The organism is Flavobacteriales bacterium, from assembly GCA_030584065.1.
Lineage (GTDB): Bacteria > Bacteroidota > Bacteroidia > Flavobacteriales_F > PHOS-HE28 > PHOS-HE28.
In genome coordinates this window covers 705147-718583 of the sequence record CP129489.1, presented here as the reverse complement: position 1 = coordinate 718583, position 13437 = coordinate 705147, and the positions used below count along the sequence as shown (strand labels likewise).

General features: G+C 66.3%; 13 protein-coding genes. 4 read left to right on the top strand and 9 right to left on the bottom strand.

The window, feature by feature from the left end; translation table 11 throughout:
- Positions 1-27 precede the first annotated feature (27 nt).
- Positions 28-1062: a chorismate synthase gene (aroC, locus tag QY325_03085; GenBank protein ID WKZ66915.1), complete on the bottom strand. Its 1035-nt coding sequence runs from the start codon at positions 1060-1062 to the stop codon at positions 28-30.
- Positions 1063-1153: 91 nt separating this feature from the next.
- Between aroC and hutI the strand changes: the two genes are divergently transcribed.
- The 4 genes from hutI (at position 1154) to QY325_03065 (ending at position 7443) form a co-directional block, all read left to right on the top strand.
- A complete protein-coding gene (hutI, locus tag QY325_03080) occupies positions 1154-2425 on the top strand; it encodes an imidazolonepropionase (protein ID WKZ67947.1) in 1272 nt (423 codons plus the stop codon).
- A complete protein-coding gene (locus QY325_03075; protein ID WKZ66914.1) occupies positions 2388-3179 on the top strand; it encodes a CPBP family intramembrane metalloprotease in 792 nt (263 codons plus the stop codon). Before hutI ends, QY325_03075 begins: the two co-directional genes overlap by 38 nt.
- 81 nt (positions 3180-3260) lie before the next feature.
- Positions 3261-4955: a glutamate formimidoyltransferase gene (gene ftcD, locus QY325_03070; protein ID WKZ66913.1), complete on the top strand. Its 1695-nt coding sequence runs from the start codon at positions 3261-3263 to the stop codon at positions 4953-4955.
- Positions 4956-5091: 136 nt separating this feature from the next.
- A complete protein-coding gene (locus tag QY325_03065) occupies positions 5092-7443 on the top strand; it encodes a patatin-like phospholipase family protein (GenBank protein WKZ66912.1) in 2352 nt (783 codons plus the stop codon).
- On the opposite strand, the gene QY325_03060 is transcribed toward QY325_03065, so the two are convergent.
- The 8 genes from QY325_03060 to QY325_03025 all read right to left on the bottom strand — a co-directional run bounded on the left by QY325_03060 (position 7382) and on the right by QY325_03025 (position 13384).
- A complete protein-coding gene (locus QY325_03060; GenBank protein WKZ66911.1) occupies positions 7382-8272 on the bottom strand; it encodes a hypothetical protein in 891 nt (296 codons plus the stop codon). The two genes, QY325_03065 and QY325_03060, sit on opposite strands and share 62 nt — an antisense overlap.
- 23 nt (positions 8273-8295) lie before the next feature.
- Complete coding sequence (locus QY325_03055; protein ID WKZ66910.1) at positions 8296-8979, bottom strand: response regulator transcription factor; 684 nt, start codon at positions 8977-8979, stop codon at positions 8296-8298.
- A gap of 65 nt (positions 8980-9044) precedes the next feature.
- Complete coding sequence (locus tag QY325_03050) at positions 9045-9977, bottom strand: ribonuclease Z (protein WKZ66909.1); 933 nt, start codon at positions 9975-9977, stop codon at positions 9045-9047.
- 54 nt (positions 9978-10031) lie between these two features.
- Positions 10032-10793 (bottom strand): T9SS type A sorting domain-containing protein, encoded by a 762-nt coding sequence (locus tag QY325_03045; GenBank protein ID WKZ66908.1) that lies wholly within the window; start codon positions 10791-10793, stop codon positions 10032-10034.
- A gap of 11 nt (positions 10794-10804) precedes the next feature.
- Complete coding sequence (locus QY325_03040; protein ID WKZ66907.1) at positions 10805-11179, bottom strand: STAS domain-containing protein; 375 nt, start codon at positions 11177-11179, stop codon at positions 10805-10807.
- A gap of 68 nt (positions 11180-11247) precedes the next feature.
- A complete protein-coding gene (locus tag QY325_03035; protein ID WKZ66906.1) occupies positions 11248-12231 on the bottom strand; it encodes an aspartate carbamoyltransferase catalytic subunit in 984 nt (327 codons plus the stop codon).
- Positions 12228-12818 (bottom strand): bifunctional pyr operon transcriptional regulator/uracil phosphoribosyltransferase PyrR, encoded by a 591-nt coding sequence (gene pyrR, locus QY325_03030; GenBank protein ID WKZ66905.1) that lies wholly within the window; start codon positions 12816-12818, stop codon positions 12228-12230. Before pyrR ends, QY325_03035 begins: the two co-directional genes overlap by 4 nt.
- A 44-nt stretch (positions 12819-12862) precedes the next feature.
- Positions 12863-13384, bottom strand: a complete 522-nt coding sequence (locus QY325_03025; GenBank protein ID WKZ66904.1) for a response regulator — start codon at positions 13382-13384, stop codon at positions 12863-12865.
- Between the last annotated feature and the right edge of the window lie 53 nt (positions 13385-13437).

Genomic DNA, 13437 nt, shown 5'->3' with positions numbered 1-13437 from the left:
CAAGTTACCGGACCGCGGCCACGCCGGTCAGACCCGCGAGAGCCGTTGCCGCAGCAGGTGATCGCCGAGCACCAGGCAGGCCATGGCCTCCACGATGGGCACAGCCCGGGGCACCACGCAGGGATCATGGCGCCCCTTGGCCTCCAGCACCACCGTGTCGCCCGCCCGGTTCACCGTCTGCTGGGCTTGGGCGATGGTGGCCGGTGGCTTGAAGGCCACATCGAATCGCAGCAGGCCGCCATCGCTGATGCCGCCCAGCACCCCCCCTTGCGGCTCCCGGTTGTGCTGCGAACCGCGCAGCGCGGCTGCCGCGAAGCCTTTGCCCATCTGGAAGCCCTTGACCGCGTTGATCCCGATCATGGCCTTGGCCAGGTCGGCATCGAGCCGGTCGAACACCGGCTCGCCGAGGCCGGCGGGAAGCCCCCGGATGATGCAGGTGACCACGCCCCCGACGCTGTCGCCCGCCGCGCGCACCGCCTCGATCAGCTCGGCCATGCGGTCGGCCAGCGCGCCATCAGGACAACGCGCTTCATTCCTCCACCGCTGGGATAGATCGGCCGGGGTGGCCTCCAGCGCCAGATTCCCGACGGCGCTGACAAAGGCCTCCACGGTGACGCCCTCCCGGCCGATCAGCTGCCGGGCCAGCGCGCCCGCAGCCACGCAGGCGGCCGTTACGCGCGCGCTGCTGCGGCCGCCGCCGCGGTGGTCGCGCACCCCGAACTTGAGCTCCCACGCACGGTCGGCATGCCCCGGACGGTACACCTCTCGCAGGGCATCGTAGTCGCCGCTGCGCTGATCGGCGTTGCGGATGAGGAAGGCGATGGGCGTGCCCATTGTGCGCCCTTCGAACAGCCCGCTGAGCCATTCCACCCGGTCGGCCTCCATGCGGGACGTGCCCAGCCGATTGCCTCCGGGCCGTCGCCGGTCCAGCTCCTCTTGAACCGCGTCCAGGTCCGGTGCCGCATCCGCCGGATAGCCGTCAAGGACACCGCCGATGGCCGCGCCATGGCTCTCGCCGAAAGTGGTCAGCCGAAGGACCTGCCCGATGGAATTGCCTGCCATGCGACGAAAGTAGCGGGCCCGATGAGGACAGGTCCAGGCGGACGTCGGCCCAGGATGCCCCCCACCTGCCTTTCTTTGCCCCGTGCGGCGGCTGCTCATCAAGAACGCAAAGGCCCTGCTGGGCACCTATCCGAGCGGAGCTCGGCGGATGGCCGGTGCCGACATGGCGCGGCTGCCCCGGATCGATGAGGGCTGGCTGCTGGCCGAGGACGGCCGCATCACGGGGCTGGGGACAATGGATGATTTCCAGGGCGTGACGGACTGGCGCGACCTCATGGTGATCGATGCCGGCGGGCGCTTCGTGCTGCCCGGCTGGTGCGACCCGCACACGCATGTCATCTTCGCCGCGCCGCGGGAAGAGGAATTCGTCCACAAGATCAAAGGGCTCACCTACCAGGAGATCGCCGCGCGGGGGGGCGGCATCCTCAACAGCGCGCGCAAGCTGCGGGCCATGGACGAGGAGGACCTCTTCGCCCGGGCCAGGACCCGGCTGGAAGAGATGATGCGCACCGGCACCGTGGCCGTGGAGATCAAGAGCGGCTACGGGCTCACCGTGGAAAGTGAGCTCAAGATGCTGCGGGTGGCGCGCCGGCTGAAGGAAGCACTGCCCCTCCAAGTGCGCACCACCCTGCTCGCGGCGCATGCTCTGCCACCGGAATTCAAGGATGACCGTGCCGGATACATCGACCTCATCTGCAGTGAGTTGATACCTCAGGTGGCGGCGGAAGGGCTGGCGGATCATGTGGATGCATTCTGCGAGACCGACTACTTCACCCCAACGGAGATGGATCGCCTGCTGGAAGCCGGCGTGCGGCATGGGCTTCCCGGCAAGGTGCATGTGAACCAGTTCACCAGCATCGGCGGCATCCAGGCAGCAATCGCGCACAGCGCCCTGAGCGTGGACCATTTGGAGGTGATGGAGCCCGGCGATATCGACGCTTTGGCCGCTTTGCCTGCCGCTGCGGTGCCCATGCCCACCCTGCTCCCCAGCTGTTCCTTCTTCCTGCGCATCCCATACGCCCCCGCGCGTGCGCTCATCGACCGCGGCCTGCCCATCGCCCTGGCTTCCGACCACAATCCAGGGAGCACGCCGAGCGGGAACCTCAACCTGGTGCTCTCGCTGGCGTGCATCCACCTGCGCATGCTGCCGGAGGAGGCGGTTGCTGCGCTCACGCTCAACGCGGCCGCAGCCATGAGGCTGGAGCACGAATTGGGCGGGCTCACCATCGGCAAGCGCGCCAGCCTCATCATCACGCGCGAAGTCCCCTCACTGGCCTACCTGCCCTATGCATTCGGGGCCGACCATATCGACACCGTCATCATCGATGGAGAACCAGTCCGCTCCGGAGCAGCACTCCGTTGAATTCCATCCGACCGAGCCCGGGCGTCCGCCGGCGCTGGAATTCTCCATGGGTGTTTCGCTGTTCGCCATGGCCCTGATCGCCTTCTTCATCGTCCAATCGGTGGCCCTCGTGACCGGCGTGGCAAGGCGCAGCCCCGAGTTCGCCTCGGAGCCGTTCAGCATGGGATGGCTGCAGGACCCGGTCTTCCAGCAGCGCATCACCGAGCTCGCCTTCAACGGCGACCTGGTCGGTGCGGAGTCAGCTTGGAGCGGCGGCATCTGCGCGGCGTTCATCCTCATCACCTGCGGCCTCTGGAAGCGGGGTCGGGTCCGTGCATTCCTGGGCCTAGGGCTGCCGCGAGCCGCAGCGTTCCTGCGCTGGTTCGGGCTCTTCGCCGCGCTGATGCTCGGCGTGGAGGCGCTGGCCCAGTTCACCCCGGCCTTCCAGACCGACTTCATGCAGCGCGTGGTGGGCAGCACCACGAACTGGCCGCTCCTCATCGCGGGGGTGGTGGTGCTGGGCCCCCTCTTCGAGGAGCTCCTCCTCCGCGGGCTCCTCTATGGCACCCTCCGCCATATCGCCGACGAGCATGTGAGCGTAGCCGTGACCGCAGGCGTCTTCGCCCTCATGCATCTGCAGTACAGCCTGCCCATCATGCTGCTCATCCTGCCCATGGGCGTGGTGCTCGGCTACGCGCGATCGCGGAGCGGATCCATCTGGGTGCCCGTGCTCCTGCACATGGTGAACAACGGCCTCACGGTGATCTGGCCGTAGCCGCCATCCCCGCTCGGCTCCGCTGCCGCGCCTAGCTTTGCCGCCACTGCGCCGCACCAGCGGCCAAACCATCAGACCATCATGCAACGACGTCTCATCGAATGCGTGCCGAACATCAGCGAGGGCCGCGACCGTGCCAAGATCGACGCCATCGCAGCCGTTGTGGAGACCGTGGAGGGCGTGCGGCTGCTCGATGTGGACCCCGGCAAGGCCACCAACCGCACGGTGATCACCTTCGTGGGGGAGCCCGAGCAGGTGTGCGAAGCGGCCTTCCGGCTCGTGAAGAAGGCGCAGGAGCTGATCGACATGCGGCTGCACAAGGGCGAGCATCCGCGCTTCGGAGCCACCGATGTCTGCCCGCTGGTGCCCATCAGCGGGGTGAGCATGGCCGAGTGCGCGGCCTTCGCCAAGCAGCTCGGGCAGCGCGTGGGCAGTGAACTGGGCATCCCGGTCTACCTCTACGAGTTCGCGGCCAGCGAGGAGAAGCGCCGCAACCTGGCCAACAACCGCAGCGGCGAGTACGAGGGCCTGCCGAAGAAGCTGAAGGATGCCGCCTGGAGGCCGGACTTCGGCCCGGTGGAGTTCAACGAAAGCGTGGCCCGCAGCGGCGCCATCGCCATCGGGGCGCGGAATTTCCTCGTGGCCTACAACGTGAACCTGAATACCACGAGCACCCGCCGGGCCAACGCCATCGCCTTCGATATCCGCGAAGCAGGGCGCGTGCTGCGCGAGGGCGATCCGCTCACCGGCAAGCCCATCCTGGACGAGAACGGCGAGCCGAAGAAGATCCCTGGCAAGCTCAAGGCCGTCAAGGGCATAGGCTGGTACATCGACGAGTACGGCATCGCGCAGCTATCGCTGAACCTCACGGACATCACGGTGACGCCGGTCCATGTGGCTTTCGATGAGGCCTGCAAGAGCGCAGCCGAGCGCGGCATCCGTGTCACGGGCAGCGAACTGGTGGGCCTGATCCCGAAACAGGCGCTGCTGGATGCCGCGGACTTCTACCTGAGGCGTCAGGAGCGCAGCCTTGGCATCCCCGAGCGCGAGAAGATGAGGATCGCGGTGAAGAGCCTAGGGCTTGACGACCTCGCCCCCTTCGACCCGCAGAAGAAGGTGATCGAATACATGCTCGAGGATGCGGGGAGCGAGCGCTTGGTGCGCATGGACCTGAAGCGCTTCAGCGAAGAGACCGCCGCCGAGAGCCCCGCCCCTGGGGGCGGCTCCGTAGCCGCATACGTGGGTGCGCTGGGGGTATCGCTCGGCACCATGGTGGCCAACCTCAGCGCCCACAAGCGGGGCTGGGACCACCGTTGGGAGGAGTTCAGCCAATGGGCGCAGCGGGGCGAGCGGCTCCGCACGGAACTGCTCCGCTTGGTGGACGAGGATACCCGGGCCTACGACCGCATCATCGCCTGCTTCGGCATGCCCAAGGGCACCGATGCGGAGAGAGCCGCCCGCAAGGCGGCCATCACCGAGGCGACCAAAGGAGCCATCAACACCCCGCTCCGCACCATCGAGGTATGCGTGGAGAGCATGGCCCTGATGAAGGCCATGGCCGAGCATGGCCTGCCTGCCAGCGTGAGCGACGCCGGTGTCGGGGCCCTCTGTGCACGCACCGGAGCCATCGGCGGCTACCTCAATGTGCGCATCAACTGCGCCGGGCTTGACGACGAGGCCTTCAAGGCAGACGTCCTCGCGCGGGCCGAAGCGCTGAAGGCCCAGGCCGAAGCGCTGGAGGCCGAAGTGATGACCATGACCCTGGCGAAGGTCTGAGCGCCTCTTCCCCAGCCGCTCCAGCCGGATCGGTGCGAGGGAAGACCGTCCCGCTCCCCTGCCGGGCACAGCAGCCTGCCGAACGTCACAACAGTGGACGGCATGAGGCCGTATCATTGGTGTGAACGCCGCCGCCATGAACGCCCGCCTCACCTTCCGCCAGTGGTGGCGCCGCTTGGTCTACTTCTTCCCGTTCCAGCTGCTGCTGCTGCACCTGAAGAAGAACCACTTGCTGTTGCTGGCCTGGGTGCTGCTCTTCGCCTATGTGACCGAGAGCCTGGGCGTGAAGTACGGCATCCCCTACCTCTTCCTGTTCCCCGAGTACTTCGGGCGAGTCGACCTCCTTTCCCACGTGATCACGGGCTTCGCGCTGGGCGGGTTCATCACCGCCTTCAACCTATACAGCTACGCGATGCATGGCTATCGGTTCCCTTTCATCGCCACCATCGCGCGCCCTTTCCTGAAGTTCAACGTCAATAACGCCGTCATCCCGGCGGTCTTCACCCTCACCTACCTCATCTGCGCCGCGCGGTTCCAGTTCACACAGGAACTGCTGCCGGCCCCGCGCGTGGCCCTCCATCTCCTAGGCCTGCTCTCGGGCATGGGGCTCTTCCTGGGGATTGCGCTGGTCTACTTCACCCGCACCAACACCGACATCGTGAAGCTGCTCGGCAAGGCGCCGGAGGAGTATCGGCCCGAAGAGCCCTTGATGGACATCCTCGGTCCCCACCATGATGCCCCGCCGCAGAGGCCCAGCGAGCGCCGCCGGGCCATGCGCTGGTTGAAGCGGCAGCAGCGCAGCGAGAAGTGGCGGGTGGAGACCTACCTCACCCCCCGGCTGCGGGTCATGCTGGCACGCAGCAGCGCGCACTACGACCAGGACCTGCTGCGGGACGTGCTGTGGCAGAACCACATCAACGGGTCCATCTTCGAGGTGGTGGTGGTGCTCACCTTCATCCTGTTGGGCGCTTTCAGCGATGTGCCCTTCTTCGCCCTGCCCGCCGGCGCCATCGCCTTCCTTCTGCTCACCATGGCCCTCATGCTCATCAGCGCTCTCTTCAGCTGGCTGCAGGGATGGACAGGCACCCTGATACTGCTCGCCATTCTCACCCTGCACCTGCTCAGCCATCGCACGGATCGCTTCCTCTACGACACGCACGCCTACGGGCTCGACTATGATGCCCCGCCGACCGCCTACGACCAGGCCGGCATCACGCGCATGGCCAACGACACGCTGGCCGCCCAGGCCGATGCGCAGGCGATGCGCGCCACACTGGACCAGTGGCTGGCGAACAACCGCCGCCATGCCGATGCCAGCGGCAAACCGAAGCTGGTTATCGTCAATACGAGCGGCGGGGGCCTGCGCAGCATGCTCTGGAGCTTCCGATGCCTGCAGGCCGCTGACAGCATGCTCGGAGGCGACCTCATGGAGCGCGCTGCGCTCATCACGGGATCTTCGGGCGGGCTAATCGGCGCCGCCTACTACCGCCAGCTGTACTTCGCTGACCGCGCCAATGGCACCGATCAGCGCTTCGATCCGGCCTTGGTGCGCGAAGTGTCCACAGACATGCTGAATCCGGTGGCGTTCAGCTTCGCAACCAACGATATGTTCATCCGCTACCGCACGATTCAGGATGGGCACCGCCGCTATACGCTCGACCGCGCCACGGCCTTCGAGCGCCGGCTCAGCGCCAACACGCGGGGGCTGCTCGACATCCGGCTCGGGCGGATGGCTCAGCCCGAGCGCGAGGCCCGGGTGCCGTTGCTCGTGGCTGCGCCGGTCAGCATCAATGATGGCCGGCGGCTGGTGATCTCTGCACTGCCGGCGGCACACCTCACCTCAATCCGGCCCGATGCGGACCTGGTCGTGAACAGCCAGGCTGAATCCATCGAATTCCGCCGCCTGTTCGCCGACCACGATCCGGACAGCCTGCGCCTCACGAGCATGCTCCGGATGAGCGCGAGCTTCCCGTACATCACGCCCGTGACGACACTGCCCAGCGCACCGGCCATGCGGGTGATGGATGCCGGTGCCCGCGATAACTACGGGTACCGGACCACTTTGGCGTTCCTGCATGCCTTCCGCGACTGGATCGCCGAGCACACCAGCGGCGTGGTGGTGCTGCAGCTACGTGACACGCAGAAGGAACTGGAGGTCCACCCAAGCAGCTCATCCCTGCTGGGGCGCGTGCTCGACCCCATCGGCAGCGTGTACGACAACTTCGTGAGGATGCAGGACCAGGACTATGACCTCATGCTCCGCCTGCACGATCCGGAGGGCGGTGCACCGCTGGAGGTGATCGATGTGCAGCTGTGGCACGGTGCCGAAGAGCGCATCTCCCTGAGCTGGCACCTGACGCGTGTGGAGCGCGAGCGCGTGCTGCGCACCGTGGGCAGCCCGGTGAACCGCCGGGCCTTCCAAAGGCTCACCGAGGCCCTTGCCGGTGCTGCCCCGGCGATTGCCGATGCCAGCGGACCAGCCCATTGAGCGGGTCGCGCTCCACAGCCACGAGTTCCATGCCGTGATCGAGCAGGCAGTTGGCGAGGATGTCGCGGAACCCCCACGCCACGGAACCGGTGGCATGCACGCGCTCGCGCTGCTCCAGCGGATGGAATGGCTTGAAGGCCTCGATGAACGCTTGGAAGCGGGCCGTGATGAGCTCTCGGACGTAGGGCACCTCAGTCATCCCCGAAAGCCGGCCGGCATGGGCCGCCAAGGCCTTTGACGGGAAGGGGGAGCGGTACACCTCATGGAGCACCGTCCCCAGGTCGGGACCGCCGTGGCCGAAGAGCGCCACCCGCACCTCTTCCGGCATGCGCCTGTAGAAGGCATCCTGGAGGAGCGTGCGGCCAATGTCTGCACCGCTGCCCTCATCACCGAGGATGTACCCCAGCGAGGGCACCATCTGATGCACCGCGGCACCGTCGTACCAGCCCACATTGGCGCCGGTGCCCAGGATGACGACCAGGCCTTGCGCTGCGCCCATGAGCCCCCGCGCGGCCCCCTCCAGGTCGGTGCGCACGGTGATCGCCGCGGATGGCCAGATCTGCCGGAGCGCGCTTTCCATGACCGCCGCCCGCTCAGCGCTGCCGCAGCCGGCACCATAGGCTTCCACCACCGCTGCTGAGAGCGCCCCGGGCGCCGCAGCCTGGAACCGGGCGACGATACCTTGCGCGAAGGCCTCGGCATCACCGCTCAGCGGATTGAATCCCGGCATGGCATCGCCCGGCCTTGGGAGCACCAACGGGTCCCGGCCATCCAGGAGGACAGCCCAGCGCGAGGAACTGCCCCCGATCTCCGCGATCAGCCGTGCCATGGAGCGAAGATCGGCCTTGCCGGCTAGCGACCGGCGTTGAAGAGGAAGTGGTTCGGGCTGGCCAACCCGTTGCGCACCGCATAGAGCACGATGGCAGCCGTGCTGTTCACGCCCAGCTTCTGCATGATGTTCCTGCGGTGCGTGGTGATCGTATGCGCACTGAGGTGAAGGCGTTCGGCGATGCGTGTATAGGAGTTGCCCTCTGCAATGAGCCCGATGATCTCGCATTCCCGGTCGCTGAGGATGACCGGAGCGCACGAGAGCGGCTCCTCGGCGAAGCGGGCCGCATCATGGCCTGCGCGGCGCAGGGTCTCCAGCACCTTGCCGCAGAAGAACCGCTGCCCCTTCGCCGCAGTGGAGACGGCGTCGATGATCTCCTTGAGGTCGCAGTCCTTCTTCACGTAGCTGGTGGCCCCGGCCCTCACGGCATTCATGATCGCCAAGGAGGAGGGCGCGTGCGAGATGGCCACGAACCGTGCGCGGGGCGCGCGCTTGAGGCCCTCCCGGATATCCCGGGCCGCGAAGCCGTCCGAGGTATGGTCGATCAGCACCACGTCCGGGCGATGCCGGACCAGCAGCGCCTGAAGTGAGATACCGTCCCGCGCGCTGCCCGCGACCTCCACACCGGGCACGGCTTCGAAGACCGCGCGCAGGGCCAGCAGGGCCAACTCGCCATGATCGGCCAAGAGGAGCTTGATGGACGCCATTATTTAGACCGATTCCAGATAGACCGCGAAAATAGGGGCACAAGCCCCTCGACCGCGCACATGTTCTACACGGCCGATCGTTCGATCACCGGATAGCCCCGCCCCTCCTCGCTCAGCTCGGTGTTGGGGAATATGGGCAGGGCCTCGGCCAGGAGCTCAGCGGCGCTCTTGTAGCGCGAGCTGAAATGGCCGAGCAGCAGGCGCCCGGCTCCGGCATCGAGGGCCATGCGCGCAGCCTCTGCGGCCGTGGAGTGCATGGTCTCCCGCGCGCGCCTGGCCATCTGGCTGGTGAACGTGGCCTCGTGGTAGAGCAGGTCAACGCCGTGGATGAAGGGCAAGAGCTCCGGGGCGAAGGCGGTATCGGAGCAATAGGCATAGCGCCTCGGCGGCGGCGGGGCATGGGTCAGCGCTGAATTCGGCAGCACGGTGCCATCCGGCAGCTGCAGGTCCTCGCCGGCCTTCACGCGCGCACGCATGAAGGTCGGAACAGACCGGAGGGCTTCCGGCCGCAGGGAGCGGAGCGCGGGCGTCTCCTCGAAGACGAAGCCCGTGCAGGGAATCCGATGCCGCAAAGCCAGCAGCGACACCTTCACGCGGGCATCTTGCCAGGCCACGGCGCCCGAAAGGGGTTCAATGGCATGGAACTCCAAGGGGTAGCGCAGGTAGGTCTGCGATGCCCGCAGCTGGACATCGATGATGCCGCGGAGCTCCGCTGGGCCGTGCACGTGCAATCGCGCGGTTCGCCCCATCAGGTGCATGGAGCTGATGAGCCCCATGAGGCCCAGGTAATGATCGCCGTGCAGGTGGCTGATGAAGACATGGCCGATGCGCATGAAATTGGCGCCGATGGACCGCAGGCGCTCCTGGGTGCCCTCGCCGCAATCGATGAGGTAGGGCTCTTCATGCACGATGAGCAGCTGAGCCGACGGATGCCTGCCGCGCGCCGGCAGTGCAGCACCGGTGCCAAGCGTGATCAATTCGAACCGTCGATGGCCCATGGAAGGCGGAAGGCCCCTCGCGGGGCCTTCCGGATATTCACTGAAGGGATCGGCTCACCGGCTCACCATCATTCGTCCCGTGAATGCCTCGCGCCCCGTTTCCACCTTGTAGAGGTACACGCCTTCGGGCATGGCGCCGGCTTCGAAGGGTACACGGTTCAGGCCAGCCTTAGCCAAGGACCTGAAACTCCAGAGCTCATCGCCGAGCAGGTTGAAGACGCGCACGCGCACCTCGCTGGAGCGATTCAGCTGGAACTCGATGTGCGTGCGGCCCTGCACCGGATTGGGGACGTTGCGTACGCCCGCCAGGCCCAGTGCCGCCAGCTCCTCGGTCCCTGAGAAATCCTCCGTGACGATGATGCGATAGCCGGTAAAGCTGAGCGGGTAAGGCACCGCCGATCCGAAGAGGGTGAAATAGCCCGTCACATCCAAGGTGAGCGGGAATGTATCAGCCACGGTCGGCGTGCCGGAGATGAGGCCGCAGCCGAGCACCGATGGCAGGTAGGTGCAGGGCGCCGGGGTCTGGGAGGCACAAGCGACCGACAGTCCATCCGGCAGGCCGGTGACGCCCACGAACACCACCGAATCGATCTGCACGGCCGGGAATGTGGGATCGATGTCCTGGGCGTTCAGGGGAACGATCAGGTTGAGGTCCTGGCTATAGGGCTGGCCCAAGGTGGCCGGCGCAAAATTCTCAAGGGTATCCGGCCATACGCCGAAAACGCTGTCGGCATACAGCGGGTTGGGGGTGCAGGGCTGCGCCAGCACTGATGCACTGGCGGCGAGCGCAAGGAAGAGTAGAGCGTTGCGGATCATGCGGCGTTGGGTTATTGGTCCTTCTTCACGTCCTTCTCGATCTCCTCCATGTACAGGAGGTCGACCGCCTCGGCCGCTGTGGGTGTGATGGAGAGCACGCTCTCCAACTGGGAGATCTGGACGAGCTTCATCACCGGCTCCTGCAATCCGCAGACCACCAAGCTTCCGCCCACGCTCTTGCACAGGCGATTGGCGACGAGCAGGGCGCTCAATCCGGAGGAATCGCAATAGCGGGTGGCCGCCAGGTCGATGATCACATTGCGCACGCCCGTCTTGTTGAGGTAAACGAGCTCGCTCTTCAATTCGGGCGCGCAACTGGTATCGAGCTTGTCGGCATTGCTGGTGACGAGCGTGTACCGCCCTTTGTCCTCGATGGTGAAATTCATGGGTATGGCTTCCGGTCAAAGATAATCAGGGTCTCCGACCTTGGAAGCCCGGGCTCTGCCCGCCAGTTTCAAACACCGGCCCGTGGGATTCGCGCGGCCAGCAGGTAGAGCACGGCCATGCGTATGGCAACGCCGTTCTCCACCTGGTCGAGGATGATGCTGTTGGCATGATCCGCCACCTCGCTGGTCAGCTCGACGCCCCGGTTGATGGGGCCCGGGTGCATGACCACCACCTCCTTCCCGATGCGCTTGTACCGTGCAAGGTCAAGGCCATAGAGCATGGCGTACTCCCTGAGGCTCGGGAAGTTGGCCAGTCCGTCGCCGCCCTGGCGCTCGAGCTGGATGCGGAGCATGTTCACCGCGTCGCACCAACGCAGGGCCGTGTCGAGGTCGGCCTCCACCTTCACGCCGAGCGCCGCGATGCCCTTGGGCATGAGGGTCCGTGGGCCGCAGAGCATCACCTCCGCTCCGAGCTTCTGCAGGCAGAAGATGTTGCTGAGGGCCACGCGCGAGTGCAGGATGTCCCCGACGATGGCGATGCGCGCGCCCTTCACGCGGCCGAGCCGCTCGCGGATGCTGTAGGCATCGAGCAGGCCCTGCGTCGGATGCTCATGCGTGCCATCGCCAGCGTTGACGATGCGCGCACGCACATGCCTGCTCAGGAACAGGGCTGCGCCAGGGTCCGGGTGACGCATCACCACCATGTCCACCTTCATCGCCAGGATGTTGTTCACCGTGTCGATGAGGGTCTCGCCCTTGCTCACGCTGCTCCCGCTGGAGCTGAAGTTGACCACATCGGCGCTGAGCCGCTTCTCGGCCAGCTCGAAGCTCACGCGGGTGCGGGTGCTGCTTTCGAAGAAGAGGTTGGCGATGGTGAGGTCGCGAAGGGAGGGCACCTTCTTGATCGGCCTGCCGAGCACCTCCTTGAACCCGTCGGCCGTGCGGAAGATGAGCTCGATGTCCTCCGGCGTCAGCTCCTTGATCCCGAGCAGGTGCTCCACGCTCAGCTGCTCGCTGGGCGGTGTTGCGGAATCGAAGGAGCGCTGTCTCATTGGTCGGCGGTTGAGCCCTTGGCGACCATGCCGGTATCGCGGCGGTCGCCGGCGGTGTGGAGGAGCACGCGGTCCTGGCCATCCGACTCCCTCCACTCGACGGTCACTCGCTGCTCACCGATGCTGTCCACCCATTTGCCTGCGTAGTCGGGCTGGATGGGCAGCTCGCGGCTGAAGCGGCGATCGATGAGCACCAGCAGGTGCACGCTGGCCGGACGGCCGAAGGCCAGCAGCGCATCAAGCCCGGCGCGGATGCTCCTTCCTGTGTACAGCACATCGTCGACCAGCACCACGGTGCGGCCCTCCAGGTCGAAATCGATTGCCGTGGCGCTGGGCATCGGCGGGCTGGAGCGGTGCCTGAAGTCATCGCGGTGGAAGGTGATGTCCAGCTCGCCGTAGGCCAGCCGCTCGACGCCGAGGATGGCCTTGAGCTCCCTGCGCAGCCGGCGCGCGAGCAGCACCCCGCGCGGCTGCAGGCCGATGAGCGCCACGCCCTGCAGGTCGCCATGGTCCTCGATGAGCTGGTGGCAGAGCCGCTGGATCGTCAGCCCGAGGGCCTTGGGTCCGAGTAGCGTGAGCGGCTCCATCAGCGGCCGAAGATAGGATCGCTGACTTCTGGGGAGCCTTGCGATCAGGAGAGCAGCCGCTGCCGGAGCGCGAACTCCAATTGCTTGTTGGCCTCCACCAAGCGGTTCGTATAGGCGGCCTGCTCCTCCTCGGCACGGATCTCCTGGTAGGCATCATCCACGGCGCGCACCAGCTGATCCTGCACCCATGGCTTGGCGAAGTACTTGGTCACCCCCCCGTTGTTCACCGCATCGATGATGGCCTCCAGATCCGCATAGGCGGTAACCAGCATGCGGCGCACCTGGGGGAAGCGCTCCTTCACCAGCGTGAGGAGCTCGCTGCCATTCATGCCGGGCATGCGCTGGTCTGCAATGACCACGTGCACGCGGTTGGCTGAAAGATGGGCCCATACCTCCTGCAGGTCGGCGGCAAGCAGCACGCGCATGCGGTGCCGGAAAGCCGCTTGGAAAGCCTGGCGATTGCCGGCATCGTCATCGACGAAGAGGACAACCGGGAGTTCCTGCGGGTCGGGAATACGGGCCACGGCATTCATGAGGGCGTGATTGAGCACGCCTGCTACGGCCAATGTGCGGAGGATGTTACCCCAAGACTGTTGAAAACTTGTTAATAACCTGTCGT

Excerpts from the sequence above, each read along its gene's own strand:
- QY325_03055 (WKZ66910.1), bottom strand. The coding sequence starts at position 8,979 with ATGGCGTCCATCAAGCTCCTCTTGGCCGATCATGGCGAGTTGGCCCTG.
- QY325_03035 (WKZ66906.1), bottom strand. The coding sequence starts at position 12,231 with ATGAGACAGCGCTCCTTCGATTCCGCAACACCGCCCAGCGAGCAGCTG.
- pyrR (WKZ66905.1), bottom strand. The coding sequence starts at position 12,818 with ATGGAGCCGCTCACGCTACTCGGACCCAAGGCCCTCGGGCTGACGATC.
- QY325_03075 (WKZ66914.1), top strand. The coding sequence starts at position 2,388 with ATGGAGAACCAGTCCGCTCCGGAGCAGCACTCCGTTGAATTCCATCCG.
- aroC (WKZ66915.1), bottom strand. The coding sequence starts at position 1,062 with ATGGCAGGCAATTCCATCGGGCAGGTCCTTCGGCTGACCACTTTCGGC.
- QY325_03050 (WKZ66909.1), bottom strand. The coding sequence starts at position 9,977 with ATGGGCCATCGACGGTTCGAATTGATCACGCTTGGCACCGGTGCTGCA.
- QY325_03065 (WKZ66912.1), top strand. The coding sequence starts at position 5,092 with ATGAACGCCCGCCTCACCTTCCGCCAGTGGTGGCGCCGCTTGGTCTAC.
- QY325_03045 (WKZ66908.1), bottom strand. The coding sequence starts at position 10,793 with ATGATCCGCAACGCTCTACTCTTCCTTGCGCTCGCCGCCAGTGCATCA.
- QY325_03040 (WKZ66907.1), bottom strand. The coding sequence starts at position 11,179 with ATGAATTTCACCATCGAGGACAAAGGGCGGTACACGCTCGTCACCAGC.
- QY325_03060 (WKZ66911.1), bottom strand. The coding sequence starts at position 8,272 with ATGGCACGGCTGATCGCGGAGATCGGGGGCAGTTCCTCGCGCTGGGCT.
- ftcD (WKZ66913.1), top strand. The coding sequence starts at position 3,261 with ATGCAACGACGTCTCATCGAATGCGTGCCGAACATCAGCGAGGGCCGC.